This window comes from Paenibacillus odorifer (assembly GCF_000758725.1).
In the GTDB taxonomy this organism is placed as follows: Bacteria; Bacillota; Bacilli; order Paenibacillales; family Paenibacillaceae; genus Paenibacillus_AQ; species Paenibacillus_AQ odorifer.
In genome coordinates, this window is sequence record NZ_CP009428.1 from 2,352,046 (window position 1) to 2,368,159 (window position 16,114).

Consider the following 16,114-nt stretch of genomic DNA (forward strand, 5'->3'; position numbering starts at 1 on the left):
ACTCTCTTATTTGTAGGGTGCTGTGATAGATATGCTATAATAAAAACAATTTGAGAGTAGAGGAGATCACAGAAACCATGTATCCGCCGCGATCGCGTTCTAGACAAAAGAACAAACATAAGAGCAAACGCAAGCGCAGAACGGCCTGGGCTTGGATCAATGCAGGTCTTCTTTTGATGATTACCGTGTTATTGACTTATAGCTTTACGAATGACCCTGGCAAGAAAAGCGCCTCACCGCCTCCGGTAGCAGAAGCGACAGCTACGCCTATACCAGAGAGTAGTGATCAGCCTCAGACAGCACCTCCGGTGGTTGCAGTTGCAACGCCTGAAGCTACAGAGATGCCAAGCCCTTCTCCTACGGCAACTCCAGAGCCAACGCCTACACCGCAGGAGAAGCCCGAAGAGATCATTGAAACACAAGCTCCTGAAGCGACAGCGACCCCTGCGAAGGATGAGGACAGCTCGGAAGCAGCAAATAATGATCCAGTGTCTGGTCTGCCGTCAGATGATAACGCGTCTGGTAAGACGGTGACTTTGAATTTTGGTGGAGATGTTATATTTTCCGGGAAAGCTGGAGAACTGCTGGAGAAGAAAGGTTATGATTATTCGTATGCCGCATTGGAGGGTCTGTTCAAGAAAGATGATCTTACGATCTTGAATCTGGAAACTCCAGTGACCACAGGTGGCGTAAGTGCCACTAATAAGCAATTTGTATTCAAAGGATCACCACTCGCTCTGGATGCGCTTAAGTCAGCTGGTGTGGACGCAGTAAATATGGCGAATAATCACACGCTTGATCAAGGAGAGCAAGGCTTGCGGGATACCCTTAACCACCTTGCTGAAAGAGGAATTCCTTATGTGGGTGCGGGGCTTAACAGTAAAGAAGCATATTCGGCGCAATATTTTGAACGTAAGGGCATTAAGATCGCTTTGCTGGGATTCACCCGGGTGATTCCTGCGTCGGATTGGATGGCAGGAAAAAATAAGCCGGGACTTGCCTCCGTATACGATAGTGCAGAAGGACTGAAGGCTATTGCTGCAGCCAAAAAGAAAGCCGATTTGGTGGTCGTAGTTGTCCATTGGGGTAAAGAACGGGTAGAACAATATGATAAAACGCAACAGTCGCTGGGCCATAGCTTTATCGATGCAGGAGCCGATCTTGTCATTGGCGGCCATCCACACGTGCTACAAGGCGTGGAGCCATATAAGGGCAAATGGATTGCCTACAGCACCGGGAATTTTATTTTTACGAGATCTACAGTGCCTGCCACTTGGGAAACTGCGGTTTTTCAGGCGGAATGTAGTGTAAAAGGTCAATGTTCCCTAAAGCTGAAGCCTATGAAAGCCGAGCTAGCACAGCCTGTACCGATGAACGAAGTGGATGGACAACTTTTGTTAAAAAGAGTAGAAGCTCTATCCGCAGGACGGGTAAAGATCGGCAGCGACGGTAAAGTCACTCAAGTTACCAAATAGGGTTCCTGGGAGGTCCTTATGATGAACAATTTGTGTGTAGCCCATCGAGGGTTTTCCGGTAAAGCTCCAGAGAATACATTGGCAGCCATTCGGATGGCGATTGCCATGCCCTATGTGCACTGGATGGAAATTGATGTCCAGCTCTCCAAAGACGGCGTTCCTGTTGTCATTCATGATTATACGTTGGACCGGACGACCAATGGTCATGGCAAGGTGAAGAACATGGACTGGGAATATATCCGGCGTCTGGATGCGGGGAGCTGGAAAGGGCGTTCTTTTCAGGGCGAGCGGGTGCCTTCTTTGGAAGAGGTGCTGTCACTAGCCTCCGGAAGATTGCGTCTGAATATTGAACTGAAAACAGTGGGAGATATGTATCCTGGCATTGAGAAGACGGTGACGGATCTTATTTCTGCAAAAGGTATGCGGGACGACGTGATCTTGACCTCTTTTGATACTGGAGCATTAAAAAAAGTCAAGGAAATTGATTCCCGTTTTCGCACCGGATTGATCTTTGATTCCAGATTTGGCAATCCTGCACGCAGGCTGCATGAACTGGATTGCTCTTTACTTTCGATTAGCTTCTCGCGTCTGAATCCTAGACTGGCCAAGCTTTTGTCCGAGCGAGGGGTGGAAATTATGGCTTGGACTGTGAACAAAGCGAAAGAGATGCGTCGCTTAGCCGACATGCATTCTGATATAATGATCTGTACAAACCGCCCGGATATATGGGGCGACACCTTTCTGAAGGTATAAATAATCCAAATCGATGGGAAAGAGAGCTGACTGTTTATGTGCGCTGCTGTTAATAATCTTTATTGTGTTGGACGCAACTACAAGCTACACGCGGAGGAATTGGGTAACAATGTGCCAGTGGAGCCGCTCATTTTCATGAAGCCCTCACATGCGGCTGTTTCCCTCGATAAAGCAGTAATTAAGCTGCCAAAGGATGCGGGTCAGATTCATTATGAAGGTGAACTTGTACTGCGTATTGCACGTGATTATACACCAGGCATGAGCGTGGAGGATCTGGTAGATGTAATGGCACTGGGACTGGATTTCACGCTGCGTGATGTGCATAATGATCTGCAGAAGAAAGGTTTGCCATGGACGCCAGCTAAAGGCTTTAAAAATGCCGCACCACTCACCCCTTACATAGCGTTTCCAGATAAGGAAGAGCTGGAGGGAACTGATTTTACAGTGGTGAAAAATGGGGTGGAAGTACAACGCGGCAATGTTAAAAACATGATTTTTTCACTTCAAAAAATTGTTGATTTTATCGCCGAGCGCTACGGGTTAGGGAAAGACGATGTGATATTTACAGGTACTCCGGCAGGCGTGGGTCCTACTGTAGCTGGAGACGCTTTCGAGCTGTACTGGGGCGACAAGCTGATGGGGACTTGCCTGATCGGTTAATAGATCTGTTGGAGATGAATCTATGCAGTGGGTTATTGGCGCTTTAGGCGCTTTGATTGTTGCGGGAGCGGCATATTGGAAGCAGTCTTTAAGTCTCTCTGGCATGATTGCCGCGGTAGTGATGGGCACTATTTATTTTGGTGCCGGAAATGCTTTTTGGTTTGGGATATTGCTGATCTTCTTCATCACTTCAAGCCTGCTGTCCAAACTTCATCATGATAATAAAGCAGAATTAGAGCTGACGTATGCTAAGACGGGCCGCCGCGATGCCGGGCAGGTCTTTGCTAACGGTGGACTTGGCATGGTTCTGGTTCTCCTGAATGCGATCTTCCCGCAGGAGCTGTGGGGGTTCCTATTTATTGGTGTAATGGCTACAGTAACCTCGGATACATGGGCTACGGAGATCGGAACACTGAGCAAGAAACCGCCTCGTTCTGTCCTTACGGGTAAAGTTCTTGCTGCCGGAGCTTCGGGAGGTGTATCCAGCTTGGGTACGCTGGCGGCAGCAGCAGGAGGCGCACTCATCGGTGCGTCAGCTTGGCTGCTGCGAATGATATCCGGCATGCCGGATCACTCTTTCGTGCTGCTTACCCTAGCAGGACTTGCCGGAGGACTAGTCGGCGCCTTTGCCGACTCTATCCTTGGTGCAACCGTGCAGCAGATGAACCGCTGTACCGTATGCGGCCGCGAAGTGGAAGGCTCACAGCATTGTGGGGCTCCAGCTGTACACGCAAGAGGCTTGAAGTGGATGAGCAATGATGCAGTCAATGCCATCAGCTCTATCCTCGGCGGTGCAGCTGCCTTACTGCTGAGCATGATCATTTAGCATTTGAATTTAAGCTTTGAACGGGAGGGACCGATGAGTAGCGCATTCAATCAAAAACATACTGCTATTCTGGATGCCGCATACGAGCTCTTCGGTTCAGGTGGATTTTACGAAACGAAGATGTCGGAAGTGGCGGAGCAAGCCGGGATAGCAAAGGGCACCGTTTATTTATACTTCAAGAGCAAGGAAGATTTATTCATGGCAGTGACGCGCCGCGATTGTGAGGGATTTCTCCTGCAATTACAGGAAAGGCTGAAGGCTAGTGATACTTTAGCCGGTAAACTGTCGATCATTGCTAAACATCACCTGAATTATTATTATGAACGCAAGCGGCATACGAAGCTTTTTTTCCGTGCCCCTAACAATAATCCTGAATTAGTGGCATATATGACACAATTTATGGAGCAATACATGCAAGATGTGGTCAAGGTATTATTAGAAGGTGGAGCATCCGAGCCGGAGCTTATGGCACAGTCCTACATAGGGATGCTGGATCGTTTGAAGATGGATATTTTATTTGATCCGTCATTTACGGAGGAGGACGCGTATAAACGCGCTGATTTCGCTGCTGGTCTTTTTATTAGAGGGGCCATGATCACCTGAATTTTGGATAGGATGATAGACCGGATAAATAGCATTGGTTAGATGCGGCCGGTTTTATGAAAATATAAGGCAAGCGAGGAAATAGCATGAATATTATGACCGTGGAACATCTTTCCAAGAGTTATGGCGAGAAAGTACTCTTTAGCGACGCTTCATTTGGTATGGACGATCGGGATAAAATTGGCTTGATCGGTGTGAATGGAACGGGTAAATCAACCTTTTTACGGATTATTGCCGGTCTGGATACTCCGGATGGTGGGCAAATTGCCATCGGGAATAATGTAAGAGTACAATATTTGGCGCAGAATCCTCCTTATGATCCTATGAATACAGTTTTGCAGCAAGTGTTCGCCGGGGATGATCCAGACCTTGCTACCATGCGTGAGTATATGGAGACTATGTCTCTACTTGAACAGCAGCCTGGTAATGCTGAACTGGAAGGAAAACTAGTAAAGATTGGGCAGGCGATCGACGCTGCGGGAACATGGCATTTGGAGAGTGAAGCCAAAAGTGTGCTTACCAAGCTAGGCATCTTAAAGTTTGATGCGCTAATGGACACACTTTCTGGTGGACAACGTAAACGTGTAGCTCTGGCAGCTGCACTGATTACCCCCTCTGAACTGCTGATTCTTGATGAGCCTACCAACCATATTGATACGGATTCCGTGGCTTGGCTGGAGCAATATTTGCAGAAACGGCGCGGCGCTCTTTTGATGGTGACGCATGATCGTTACTTCCTGGAGCGTGTGGCTAGTGTCATGCTAGAGCTAGATGGTGGCCAGCTTTATCGTTATGAAGCTAACTATTCACGGTTTCTAGAGCTTAAAGCCGATCGCGAAGAACGAGAAGCCTCTGCCGAACAGAAGCGTAAGAACCTGCTGCGTACAGAGCTGGCTTGGATTCGTCGCGGTGCCAAAGCCCGTTCAACAAAACAGAAGGCAAGAATCGACCGCTTCGAAAAGCTGAAAGAGAGTACAGGAAGCAGCTCGAACGGTTCATTGGATATTTCTGTGGCTTCTACACGTTTAGGTCGCAAGATCATTGAAATTAATGACCTGTCGAAAGCGTTGGATGGTCGACAGCTAATCAAAGATCTCAGCTATATCGCTGTACCCCAGGATAGAGTGGGCATCGTCGGCCCGAACGGCAGCGGCAAATCAACACTCTTAAATATGATTGCAGGTCAGCTGCAACCCGATAAAGGTGAAGTTCAGCTTGGCGCTACGGTTAAGCTTGGTTACTTTACACAAGAGCATCAGGATATGGATGACAGTATGCGTGCCATTGAATACGTGAAGGAAGAAGCAGAAGTGATACGGACAGCAGACGGCAGTGTGATTACGGCGGGTCAAATGCTGGAACGCTTCTTGTTCCCTCCTGCGATGCAATGGACACCGATCTCGAAGCTGTCCGGGGGCGAAAAAAGACGCTTGTATCTGCTTCGTGTATTGATGGGAGCACCTAACGTATTGCTTTTGGATGAACCTACGAACGATTTGGATATCGGCACATTGGCTGTATTGGAAGATTATCTGGATGAATTTCCGGGTGTCGTCTTTACCGTATCCCATGACCGTTATTTCTTGGACCGTACGATAGATAAGCTGATTGCTTTTGAAAATGGCGATATCCGGATTCACGTTGGCGATTATACGGAATATGAAGAATGGCTGGCCAAAAATGTACCGTCACGCATTGGAGAATCGAACAAAGAAGATGGAAGCTCAAAGCGAAAAGAGGCCGCGGACACTGGCAGCAACCCTGCATCTTCAACGGCTCCCAAAACAAAACTCAAATTCAGCTTCAAGGAACAGCGTGAATATGAGGGCATTGATGAGCAAATTGAGCTTGCAGAGCAACGTTTGACGGATATTAGTGTACAGATGGAGGCGGCTTTTGCTGACTCTGGAAGGCTGCAGGAGCTAGTAGAGGAGCAACGCCTAGCCGAAGCAGAGCTGGAGCGTCTTATGGAACGCTGGACCTATCTGAACGAGCTTGCGGAGAAAATCGCTGGTAAGGCTTAAACCCGTTGGATGGCTTTTAATGAAAATAGGGGAGGGCTCTGTGTGGAAGATAAACTTAAAGCTGCCGTAGCCCTACGCAACGCTGGTAAAGCGGAAGAAGCCAAAATGATGTTGTTTGAGCTATATGAGCAGAATAGAATGCTGGGGACGCTGAACTTCTATATCAATTGGCCTGGACGCATGATGTGCTGGGTTTGGAGCGGGCGGCAGTACCCTTTTATGAGAAAAGCTTGGCGTTAGGATTACCCTCTGAGCAGAGAGTTGGCGCTCTATTGGGACTGGGCAGCACCTACCGGACACTCGGAGAATACGAGAAGTCAAAAGGTCTTCTGATGCAGGCTGTTCAGGAGTACCCGGAGAATAAGGAATTTCCGGCGTTCCTAGCCATGACCTTGCACAATCTTGGAGAGCATAGTCAAGCGATGGAGCTGCTGCTTAAGCTGTTGGCAGAAACCTCTGCGGATGAAGGGATAAGAAGTTACAGTAAGGCCATTTCTTATTATTCAGATAAGCTGGAGCAAGTCTGGGATTGATGCTAGCTTTTAGATTGCATTAATACTTACGAAGTACTATCCGGACACCACTGACCTTAAACGCAGCATTATTGCACATTTGGAATGTTTACGGACTCCGCAGTCACTATTAGCACAAAAAGCTCCTAATACGTAGCTTTTCAAGCTAATAACGTCAATGGGGTCCGAAACAGTGCCCCATAGGCTGAAAATTGGCGAATAACATCATCTGGGTCCGTAAGCACCAGGCGAAAGTGATGACCACCGGAAATTCCGGCAATGTCTGTTGAAGAACAAGCGAACCACCAATAAAAAAAGAGTAGGGTCCTCCAGTAATTGGAGAATTCTACTCTTTTATTTTTCTACTCTTTTATTTCGTTCCGTCCACAGCAATCATTTGCACTACAGACCGAGAATCGCCGGGTACAATGATTTCCTTCGCATTCATCTGGGAAGAGCCATCTCCGTCCAAGAAGATACCCTCCAGACCCTTGGCAGGAACTGTCTGGAGGATCGCTGAGCGGAAATCTGCCGCTGTTGAGAGCGTTGGGGTAACAATCAGCCAGAGCTTTCCTGTGTTGTCATACACCATGCCTGAACGCAGGCGTTTCTCATCAGCATAAGGAAGATGCTCTTCAGCTACTGCCGCTTCCCATAAGTCTTCGTGTCCCAGATTCATACTAATGCCACCTTGCGCAAAATAATGCTGGCGATCAGTAATCTTCAATTCTTCTCCAGAAGAGACAACCTGTACGGAGAAGCTACGGGTGGCACCATCCCAGACAAGAGTTCCACGTGCGTATTTAGCATTGAACCAGCCAGACCCATAACCCTTCTGGGCTCCGTTGACTGGAGTATCATTCATGATAGCCATGGATAAAAGCGCATCTTGATAGAAAAAACCACCGTTAATCCCATATGCATTAACTTGCCGTAAAGGGACACCCGCGGCCCTGAGCTTAATATCCTCAGGTGAAAGTGACATCATATAGAGCTGCACGTTATCTGTACTCACTGTTTCCAAAAAGCTATAGGCGTGAGGAAGACCTTTAAAGGGATCTTCCTTATGATTTCTAAATACCAGAAACAACGATAGCGCTAACCCCACTATCAATAACACCAGAAGTGAGACGATAAGTCCCTGTCTGCGCCTCCAGAGCTGGTTCAGCTTGCCAGAGCTACCCTCAGTTTGTCCCCACATAAGCAGCGAGAAGCTTAGCAGTGTTCACTACAGCTTGCTTATGCGTACGTTCCATGGAGTGAGAGGCATGTACACCTGGGCCAATCAATGCTGCACGGATATTGTTTCCGCCTCTGAGCGCTGCGGAAGCATCGGAGCCGTACATAGGATAAATATCAACGGCATAAGGAATTGCTAGTGCTTCTGCCAGTTCAATCAAACGACCTGTCATAACATAATCGTAAGGGCCGGAAGAGTCTTTAGCACAGATGGATACATCGGTTTCTTTACAGCTGAGATCATCACCCATGGCACCCATATCGACAGCAATCATTTCATTGATTTCACCAGGAATCCAAGCTGTACCATGTCCCACTTCCTCGTAGTTAGAGATGAGGAAAGAAAGGTTGTGGAGAGGTTTCCAGCCTTCACGTTTAATACTTTCCAGCAATCCGAGAAGGGCAGCCACGCTTGCCTTGTCATCTAAATGACGGGATTTAATGTAGCCGCTAGGCGTAATCACTGCACGTGCATCGAAAGAAATGAAATCTCCGACGGAAATGCCAAGCTTGAGTACGTCTTCTTTAGAAGATACCAGCTCATCAATACGTACTTCCATGTTCTCCTCTGATCGTTTGAAGTCACGAGCGTCTGGATATACGTGAACAGATGGATGGCTGGTTAAGATGGTTCCTGTATAAGTTTTGCCGCTACGGGTATGGATCGTGCAGTATTCATTCTCAATGCTGTGCATGGCGAAGCCACCCACAGAGGTCAGACGCAGTGTACCATTAGCTTTAATCGAGCGGACCATGGCACCAAGTGTATCCACGTGAGCGCTGATGCCAATAGTACGAGAGGGATCTAGGCCCGGGACGTTAAGAATTACGCCGCCTTTTTCATTCCAGCTTAAAGGTATGTTCAGCGCAGCTGCTTCTTCAGCAACTAGTGTCATTACCTGTGCGGTGAAACCGCTTGGGCTGGGGGTATCGAGTAATTTTTTTAGGATGGAAAGTATGTAGTCTTCATTAGGTTGAATGGTAATCATTAGTTAAGCCCTCCTGTTAAGCCATCATTGTCTGTGTTAAAAGAATCCAGTGAAGTGTCGGCATCACGAAGCTTGGTAAGCTCAGCAGTTAAGCTTTTAATTTGCTTTTGTAGTTTGTATTGACGAAAAATGCCGTAAGAGCCCACGATGATTCCGCCAATTAACGCGCAGCCAAGAATAACGAGTATAAGTGGTATATTAACCACATCAAAACCGAAATTGACTTGAACGGGATCAACGTTGATGACTGCGAATATGGCGGTTAGCAGCGCGAAGATTAGACCCGCAATTAGTGACCATTGAATTCTCATTGAATTCTTCCTCCTCAGGGGGATATAACAATATAAAATCCCCTGCCCAGATAGGGCAAGGGATTAATGTAATACTAAGCTCTCTGCCTTATTTGGTCAACTGTTCCATTTGCGCGATAACACTTTCGAACACACTCATCGCTTCGCGAATCGGCTCAGGAGACGACATGTCAACGCCTGCTTTTGACAAAATATTGATGGAGTAATCACTGCCACCGCTCTTCAGGAAGCCGAGGTAACGATCTACCGCCGGTTTACCTTCTTCAAGGATTTGTTTGGCAAAGCTAGTCGCTGCCGAGAAGCCTGTTGCATATTTGTAAACATAGAAGCTGTTATAGAAATGCGGAATTCGTGCCCATTCCATCTCGATATCCTGATCTACAACCATTTCTTTGCCGTAGTATTTGACATTCAGGTCGTAGTAGATACTCGAAAGATCTTGTGGGGTAAGCGAATCGCCCTCTTCAACACGCTGATGAATGATCTTTTCGAATTCTGCGAACATCGTTTGCCGGAAAATCGTTGTCCGGAACTGATCGGCATAGTAGGTGAGCAGATACATTTTTTCCTTAGGATCTGTAGACTTTTTGAGTAGATAATCCATAAGCAAAGCTTCATTGGTAGTCGAGGCAACCTCTGCAAGGAAAATGGTATACTGTGCATCCCGATAGTTCAGAGCGTTGTCTGAAAAATAAGAGTGTAGAGCATGACCCATCTCATGTGCCAGAGTAAACATACTGTTCAGATTATCGTTATGGTTCAGCAGGACGTATGGGTGTGTGCCATAAGGGCCCCAGCTGTAAGCTCCAGAGCGTTTATTCTCGTTCTCATAGACATCAATCCAGCCATTGTCGTAGCCTTTTTGCAGCACATTCAGATAATCTTCACCCAGCGGTTTGAGGCCTTCTTTGGTAATTTTCTTCGCTTCTTCGTACGTGATATCTAGCTTATATTCATCTACTAGTGGTGCAAATAGGTCATACATATGTAACTCATCCACACCAAGCAGCTTTTGACGCAACTTCATGTAACGGTGCATTAAAGGAAGACTCTCATGAATCGTATCGATCAGGTTGGTATATACCTCTTTTGGAATGTTATCACCGTAAAGAGACATTTCCATTACAGATGGATACTTGCGGACGTGTGAGAAAAAGACGTTTTTGTTCACATTGGCGCTAAGCGTTGCTGCGATGGTGTTTTTTTGCTTACGATAGGTGTCATAGACTGCTTTAAAAGCATTTCGGCGAACCTCGCGATCGGAGCTTTCCAAGAACTTGATATAGTTGCCGTGAGTCAGCTCGACCTCTTTGCCATCTTCATCTTTAATCTTAGGGAATTTCAGATCTGCGTTGTTCAGCATACTAAAAATGTTCTGAGGCGCTTGTGCTAGGTTTCCAACTTGGGCAAGCAGAGCTTCCTCAGCCTTGGACAATACATGCGCTTTCTCACGTTTCATCTCTTTTAAAGTGAAGGTGTAAGCGGACAGTTCAGGATCAGCAATAAATTGATCCAGCTTCTCAATAGGCAGTGCCAAGATTTCTGGGGTTACAAAAGAAAAGGCTTCGCCTGCTTCGATCCCAAGCTTCTTCGCTTTGGAGGACAAAGCTTGATATTCAGGATTAGCAGTGTCTTCATCCTGACGCATATGAGCATAGACAAAGAGTCGCTCAGTGGAGACGGACAGCTTGTCATCCAGCTCAAAACATTGTTTCACAGCTTCTGCGGAATCAAGTTTACCTTGGAAATCAGCAGCTTTTTTGATCAGTGATTTAGCTTCAGCATATTCTGCATCCCAATCCTTCTGAGAGGCAAATATATCTTCAAGCTTCCAACGATTCTCAGCAGGTACTTCACTTCTCTTCAATAATTGTTCCATAGAAACCCTCCTAGAATGATGAGATGTAGTAGGCATAATCTCCCTCGGCAATACTGTGGATGATATTTCACCCGGTAGCAAGCTGAGCACAAGTAGAAGAGGGATGGACTTGAGTGTAATAGGCATGACGTCCTCCTCTTTGAAAAGTAGAGTCAGCTTATTATGTCCTGCTAAGTCCTGATTATTAATATTTAGTCTTCTTTATATGGTAGTTATGCCAACAAGCTATAAATAACAAAGATGAAAGCAAACAGAATCATTACGACCGCAGCCATGGCCATGCCCCGCTTTAATTTCGGCGGGACACGATCCTTGGTCATAATTAATACTGCGCCTAGACAGAGGACTAGGACAACATAAATCGTGAGATTTTCGTTATTCATTTCCTGTTATACCTGTTTGAAAGCTGCAATGATGTTTTTGTACTCTTCTTCATTGTCTTTATAAGATTCTTTGTTGAAGCGGTTATTCACCCATTGCATCATCGCTGGACGACTCAGGAAGGTATGTGTTTCTTCTCCCCATTGATCGGAAATTTCGCGGAGTACAATGTAGCGGCCTTGAACTTCTACCGTCATCATATTCCATTTGTCTGTTTTGTATATTTCATGTTTTTTGATCATTATCATTACCACCCTGGCGATTTTTGGCTTTTGGCTCAATGATAACGCACTGGAGAAGGGAAAAGCAAATTAAATCATATATTAAGGGTTGGGTTTGATTGATTTGAACAGAAGATTGCAGTATACTATAGTTATACGCCATATATGGCGGTTATTTTTAGGAGGTTGTTCAATTGAAAGGTACAGTAAAATGGTTTAACGCAGAAAAAGGTTATGGTTTTCTTCAAGTAGAAGGCGGCGAAGATGTATTCGTACACTTCTCAGCAATTCAAGGTGAAGGATTCAAGACTTTGGACGAAGGTCAAGAAGTAGAATTCGACATCACTGATGGTAGTCGTGGACCGCAAGCTGAAAACGTAGTAAAATTATAAGAAACAGCAGGACAGTTAAGCTGTCTGCTACAAATATATAATTTACTTGGCAAGCCCTTGCAAGAGTGGTTACCAACTTACAGAACACAGTTCTTTCGGGAACTGTGTTTTTTTACGCCCACTATAGAAGTTATCCAAAATGAAAAAGGTCGTTACACTCCAGTGAAGGGGAGTGCAACGACCTTTTTGTATTATGAAATAATACCAACCCTAATTATAGGGAGGCTTTTTTGTTCTTTTTTCTGAAATAATTGATCGGATCCAGGTTGGATTTCAATAAATGCTGTCCCAGAAACCCTGCAAAAGCGAGTAAGCTGAAACCCGTAGCCACTATATAAAAAATATAACGCCCCGCCTCTTGATAAATAATGCCGCCAAAGGTACCGCTAAGCAGCCCAGACGCACTTGACCAAACGACGGTGAAAATGGCAAGACCTGTTGCCCGAAGGCGATCCGGAATAATCCGGGTGATATAACGGACAGATGTTACATAAAAAACACCAAATGATATACTGTGCATGGCTTGAATGGCAATCATTGAGCCCGGATGATCCGCTAGGGACATCAAAAGAAAACGCAGAGCATACATCAGACTCCCCAAGGCCAGCAAGGGCAATTCTTTGAATTTGTCGCCGTATCTGCTGAGGATAAATAATACAGGGATCTCACTAAGAGCTGACGCGAGCAGTGCCCAGCCAATGATTTCCTCACCAGCGCCTAGTTGTTTTAGACTGATCGTCAGAAAGGCTTCGTTCATTCTATGGCCTAACGCGAGTACAAACACACAGCCGAAGAACCACAGCACCTCTTTTTGCAACAATATATCTTTAAGTCCATTTTTGCTATTATCAGCTTCAGCTGTGTCCTTATCTTGATTCGTTGTTTCTATAACAGCAGGTTTTTTAACATCCTTAAGTCCTAGGGTAATTAAAAGTGCAGCAATAATGATGATGATACATAGGGTCAAGCTCCAAGTAGAGCCCAATGCTCTTAATGCATAGCCAACGGTTAGAGCAAAGAAAGAATAGCCTAAGGAGCCAAAAACGCGAATGGTAATGAAGTTCCGTCCGTGTCTTTCGGCAACTTTGATAGCCATTGTATCGGCAAGCGGAAAAACTGGGTAATAGAAGAAGTAGAAGAAGGACAAAATAAGCATGACAGATGAAAATTCCGTCGCTCTGGCTAATAGAAGACCAGTTACTAATTGACCCGCAAGTAATATGAACATGATCTTTCGAATGGTGCCTAACTTATCGCTTATCATACTCCAGAATAGATTGGATAGGATGGAGATAAGGGGGCCGAGGGAATACAAGTAGCCTATCTGAGAACTGCTAAACCCTAAATGTGTGTAGAATAAAGGAAAGTAGGATACTACAAGGACGCTGGTACCATATATGGTAAAGAGAAAGGAACGCAGCCAGTTTTGATCGCTGTAAAGGCTGCCGGTCCGTTTTGAAAACATGGATTGCACTCCTCCGAAATTGAAATATGCCTAGTATAGCATAAAGCAATGGGGAGATGTTTTTAAAAACTGCTGTATTTCTGAATCTTTCATGATTTTACGAAAGTGATTTTGTTGTTTGTACAAATACGCCTGATCATATTATAATAAGTGGTGATTTGGATAAGGAGACAACAATGTGGAGGCACTGTCATTGAGTGAATTAGAGCAAGGCCGTTACCTTAGCCCGCGTGGTCCACTGGGACTTATGAACAGGGTCTATAAGTACGTGCTGCCGGAAGTGAGAGAATGTCTCCATTTCTGGCGCCAAGATGCGAACGGGATTCCCGATCCCGAGCTCCGGAAGCAAGCACTTGCCAGCATTGAAACTAAAGAGTTTCATTGCATAGGCGGTGGTATTTATGCCGCCGGCAATTTATCGATGAAACATATACTGATTCCGCTAATTGTTGCTTATCAAACTATCAGTGATTATCTGGACAACTTATGTGATCGCAGTACTTCGCTTGATCCTGCAGATTTCAGGCTGCTGCATCAATCTATGCTGGATGCTATTGATCCAAATGCTGAGCCAGGTAATTATTATGCGCTTCGAAGTGAACAGAATGACGGCGGATATTTGTACAGGCTGGTTCGCAAATGCCAAGAGATGATTTCTTTGTTGCCAGGTTATTCCGCTGCTGCAGCGGAGATTCGAGAACTGGCTGTGCTCTATACAGATTTACAAGTGTATAAGCACATCCGCCCGGAACTCAGGGAAACAGCCCTGAAGGAGTGGTGGGAGGAACAGGGCAGTCGAGCACCACATCTGCAATGGAATGAATTTTCGGCTGCAACGGGATCAACGCTAGGTGTATTTATGTTATTTCTATCCGCATGTGATCCGAAGCTGAACCAAGCTTCTGCGGCTTCGATTCGAGCCGCGTATTTTCCGCATGTATGTGGTCTGCACATTATGCTGGATTATCTGATTGATCAGGAAGAGGACCGAGCAGGCGGTGATCTTAATTTCTGCAATTATTATGATGACACGGATACCATGCTGAGTCGGATCGCTGCAATGGTTGAGTGGGCCCGTAAGGATGTTCGTAATCTTCCAGAGTCTTCGATGCATCGTATGGTGATTGAGGGATTGCTGGCACTTTATTTATCTGATCCGAAAGTTAGCGAACAGCGGGAAGTTCGCTCTGTATCTAAAAGCCTGATGAAAGGCAGTCCGCTTACAAGACTGTTCTTCTTCGCTAACAGCCGTTGGATACGCAAACGCTTTTTGTAACCATGTCGCGAAGTTATTTTTATAAGAAGTATCAGGCTTCGCACAATTTTAAGGAGGAACAACAGAATGTCTAAAATTCAAAAAATCGCAGTATTGACTAGTGGTGGAGATTCACAGGGAATGAACGCCGCTGTTCGTGCGGTTGTAAGAAGCGCACTTTATTTCGGTATTGAGGTATTTGGGGTGCAACGTGGTTATCAAGGTCTGCTGAATCGCGATATCTTCCCAATGGATCTTCGCAGTGTAGGAGATATTATTCAACGTGGCGGTACTGTTCTGCAGTCTGCAAGATGTCTGGAGTTCACGAAACCGGAAGGACAGCAAAAAGGTGCGGATATCCTTAATGAACTGGGTATCGATGGTCTAGTAGTTATCGGTGGAGATGGTTCCTATAAAGGAGCTAACAAATTAAGTAAACTCGGTATCAAGACTATGGCTTTGCCAGGTACGATTGATAACGATATCTCCTTCACAGACTACACTATCGGGTTTGATACAGCGGTTGGCGTTGTTGTAGACGCTATTAACAAGTTGCGTGACACTATGTCCTCCCATGAACGTTCTTCGATTGTAGAGGTTATGGGACGCCACTGTGGCGATATCGCGCTGCATGCTGGACTGGCTTCCGGAGCAGAAACAATTCTTGTGCCGGAAATGCCATATGATTTGAATGAAGTTGCTGACCGGATGCGCGATAATTTTATCAGAGGTAAACGCCACAGTATCGTAATTGTTGCCGAAGGCGTTGGCAAAGGTGAAGATGTGGCTCAAGCTCTGAAAGACCGTCATGCTTCTCTGGATGCACGTGTTACTGTACTCGGACATATCCAACGTGGTGGAACACCAACTCCTGGAGACCGGAATTTGGCTAGCCGTCTTGGCGATTTTGCCGTACGTAAGCTAATCGAAGGTGAATCCGACAAGGCTTGTGGTATCATCAAAGGTGAATTAACCCTTACGGATATTGATCTCGTAGTAAATACGAAAAAGGGCTTTGACCTGGAGCTGTACGAGCTGGCTTCCCGTCTTTCCCAATAATTAGCGACCCTATATATAAAAAGGAACAGCTGCGAGATTCGCACTGTTCCTTTTTTGTGTAATATGGATC

18 protein-coding genes are annotated in these 16,114 nt (G+C 45.8%); 11 read left to right on the plus strand and 7 right to left on the minus strand.

The window, feature by feature from the left end; translation table 11 throughout:
* The first annotated feature begins 77 nt into the window (after positions 1-77).
* The 8 genes from PODO_RS09910 (at position 78) to PODO_RS09940 (ending at position 6,874) form a co-directional block, all read left to right on the plus strand.
* A complete protein-coding gene (locus PODO_RS09910; protein WP_038569809.1) occupies positions 78-1,475 on the plus strand; it encodes a CapA family protein in 1,398 nt (465 codons plus the stop codon).
* Positions 1,476-1,496: 21 nt separating this feature from the next.
* Entirely contained in the window at positions 1,497-2,228 is a 732-nt protein-coding gene (locus PODO_RS09915) for a glycerophosphodiester phosphodiesterase (RefSeq protein ID WP_038569810.1), read from the plus strand.
* Between the two features lie 36 nt (positions 2,229-2,264).
* On the plus strand, positions 2,265-2,888 hold the full coding sequence (locus PODO_RS09920; protein ID WP_036689251.1) for a fumarylacetoacetate hydrolase family protein: 624 nt from the start codon (positions 2,265-2,267) through the stop codon (positions 2,886-2,888).
* 22 nt (positions 2,889-2,910) lie between these two features.
* Complete coding sequence (locus PODO_RS09925; protein WP_038569812.1) at positions 2,911-3,714, plus strand: DUF92 domain-containing protein; 804 nt, start codon at positions 2,911-2,913, stop codon at positions 3,712-3,714.
* 33 nt (positions 3,715-3,747) lie between these two features.
* Positions 3,748-4,317: a TetR/AcrR family transcriptional regulator gene (locus PODO_RS09930; RefSeq protein ID WP_038569814.1), complete on the plus strand. Its 570-nt coding sequence runs from the start codon at positions 3,748-3,750 to the stop codon at positions 4,315-4,317.
* An 86-nt stretch (positions 4,318-4,403) separates the two neighbouring features.
* Positions 4,404-6,341 carry an ABC-F family ATP-binding cassette domain-containing protein gene (locus PODO_RS09935; protein WP_038569816.1) on the plus strand — a complete coding sequence of 646 codons (1,938 nt, stop codon included), beginning with the start codon at positions 4,404-4,406 and terminating at the stop codon, positions 6,339-6,341.
* Positions 6,342-6,383: 42 nt separating this feature from the next.
* Positions 6,384-6,581 carry a hypothetical protein gene (locus PODO_RS32200; RefSeq protein ID WP_342342241.1) on the plus strand — a complete coding sequence of 66 codons (198 nt, stop codon included), beginning with the start codon at positions 6,384-6,386 and terminating at the stop codon, positions 6,579-6,581.
* Entirely contained in the window at positions 6,527-6,874 is a 348-nt protein-coding gene (locus PODO_RS09940) for a tetratricopeptide repeat protein (protein ID WP_342342258.1), read from the plus strand. The genes PODO_RS32200 and PODO_RS09940 overlap by 55 nt, the downstream gene beginning before the upstream one ends.
* A 349-nt stretch (positions 6,875-7,223) precedes the next feature.
* Here PODO_RS09940 and PODO_RS09945 read toward each other — a convergent pair whose 3' ends face one another.
* The 6 genes from PODO_RS09945 to PODO_RS09970 form a co-directional block, all read right to left on the minus strand.
* Positions 7,224-8,054, minus strand: coding sequence for a hypothetical protein (locus PODO_RS09945; protein ID WP_052096933.1), 831 nt, complete (start codon positions 8,052-8,054; stop codon positions 7,224-7,226).
* Entirely contained in the window at positions 8,038-9,078 is a 1,041-nt protein-coding gene (locus PODO_RS09950; protein WP_036689645.1) for a M42 family metallopeptidase, read from the minus strand. The genes PODO_RS09945 and PODO_RS09950 overlap by 17 nt, the downstream gene beginning before the upstream one ends.
* Before the next feature lie 2 nt (positions 9,079-9,080).
* Positions 9,081-9,392: a LapA family protein gene (locus tag PODO_RS09955; protein WP_042126298.1), complete on the minus strand. Its 312-nt coding sequence runs from the start codon at positions 9,390-9,392 to the stop codon at positions 9,081-9,083.
* Between the two features lie 88 nt (positions 9,393-9,480).
* Entirely contained in the window at positions 9,481-11,271 is a 1,791-nt protein-coding gene (gene pepF, locus PODO_RS09960) for an oligoendopeptidase F (RefSeq protein WP_036689265.1), read from the minus strand.
* Positions 11,272-11,483: 212 nt separating this feature from the next.
* Positions 11,484-11,654 carry a hypothetical protein gene (locus tag PODO_RS31465; protein WP_036689267.1) on the minus strand — a complete coding sequence of 57 codons (171 nt, stop codon included), beginning with the start codon at positions 11,652-11,654 and terminating at the stop codon, positions 11,484-11,486.
* Positions 11,655-11,660: 6 nt separating this feature from the next.
* Complete coding sequence (locus PODO_RS09970; RefSeq protein WP_036689271.1) at positions 11,661-11,894, minus strand: hypothetical protein; 234 nt, start codon at positions 11,892-11,894, stop codon at positions 11,661-11,663.
* A gap of 173 nt (positions 11,895-12,067) precedes the next feature.
* On the opposite strand from PODO_RS09970, the gene PODO_RS09975 reads away from it, so the two are divergent.
* Positions 12,068-12,265, plus strand: coding sequence for a cold shock domain-containing protein (locus tag PODO_RS09975; protein ID WP_036689272.1), 198 nt, complete (start codon positions 12,068-12,070; stop codon positions 12,263-12,265).
* Positions 12,266-12,479: 214 nt separating this feature from the next.
* Here PODO_RS09975 and PODO_RS09980 read toward each other — a convergent pair whose 3' ends face one another.
* The gene (locus tag PODO_RS09980; protein ID WP_036689275.1) at positions 12,480-13,730 is read right to left on the minus strand and encodes an MFS transporter; all 1,251 of its coding nucleotides are present in this window, start codon (positions 13,728-13,730) and stop codon (positions 12,480-12,482) included.
* A gap of 193 nt (positions 13,731-13,923) precedes the next feature.
* On the opposite strand from PODO_RS09980, the gene PODO_RS09985 reads away from it, so the two are divergent.
* Both PODO_RS09985 and pfkA read left to right on the plus strand, forming a co-directional pair.
* Entirely contained in the window at positions 13,924-15,006 is a 1,083-nt protein-coding gene (locus PODO_RS09985) for a tetraprenyl-beta-curcumene synthase family protein (RefSeq protein WP_036689648.1), read from the plus strand.
* Positions 15,007-15,072: 66 nt separating this feature from the next.
* Positions 15,073-16,044: a 6-phosphofructokinase gene (gene pfkA / locus PODO_RS09990; protein WP_036689277.1), complete on the plus strand. Its 972-nt coding sequence runs from the start codon at positions 15,073-15,075 to the stop codon at positions 16,042-16,044.
* Positions 16,045-16,114: the final 70 nt, after the last annotated feature.

Bases quoted from the DNA above. Each gene is read 5' to 3' on its own strand.
- PODO_RS09915 (WP_038569810.1), top strand. From the start codon at position 1,497: ATGAACAATTTGTGTGTAGCCCATCGAGGGTTTTCCGGTAAAGCTCCA.
- PODO_RS31465 (WP_036689267.1), bottom strand. From the start codon at position 11,654: ATGAATAACGAAAATCTCACGATTTATGTTGTCCTAGTCCTCTGTCTA.
- PODO_RS09930 (WP_038569814.1), top strand. From the start codon at position 3,748: ATGAGTAGCGCATTCAATCAAAAACATACTGCTATTCTGGATGCCGCA.
- PODO_RS09980 (WP_036689275.1), bottom strand. From the start codon at position 13,730: ATGTTTTCAAAACGGACCGGCAGCCTTTACAGCGATCAAAACTGGCTG.
- pfkA (WP_036689277.1), top strand. From the start codon at position 15,073: ATGTCTAAAATTCAAAAAATCGCAGTATTGACTAGTGGTGGAGATTCA.
- PODO_RS09970 (WP_036689271.1), bottom strand. From the start codon at position 11,894: ATGATCAAAAAACATGAAATATACAAAACAGACAAATGGAATATGATG.
- PODO_RS09925 (WP_038569812.1), top strand. From the start codon at position 2,911: ATGCAGTGGGTTATTGGCGCTTTAGGCGCTTTGATTGTTGCGGGAGCG.
- PODO_RS09935 (WP_038569816.1), top strand. From the start codon at position 4,404: ATGAATATTATGACCGTGGAACATCTTTCCAAGAGTTATGGCGAGAAA.
- pepF (WP_036689265.1), bottom strand. From the start codon at position 11,271: ATGGAACAATTATTGAAGAGAAGTGAAGTACCTGCTGAGAATCGTTGG.
- PODO_RS09910 (WP_038569809.1), top strand. From the start codon at position 78: ATGTATCCGCCGCGATCGCGTTCTAGACAAAAGAACAAACATAAGAGC.
- PODO_RS09955 (WP_042126298.1), bottom strand. From the start codon at position 9,392: ATGAGAATTCAATGGTCACTAATTGCGGGTCTAATCTTCGCGCTGCTA.
- PODO_RS09945 (WP_052096933.1), bottom strand. From the start codon at position 8,054: ATGTGGGGACAAACTGAGGGTAGCTCTGGCAAGCTGAACCAGCTCTGG.
- PODO_RS09920 (WP_036689251.1), top strand. From the start codon at position 2,265: ATGTGCGCTGCTGTTAATAATCTTTATTGTGTTGGACGCAACTACAAG.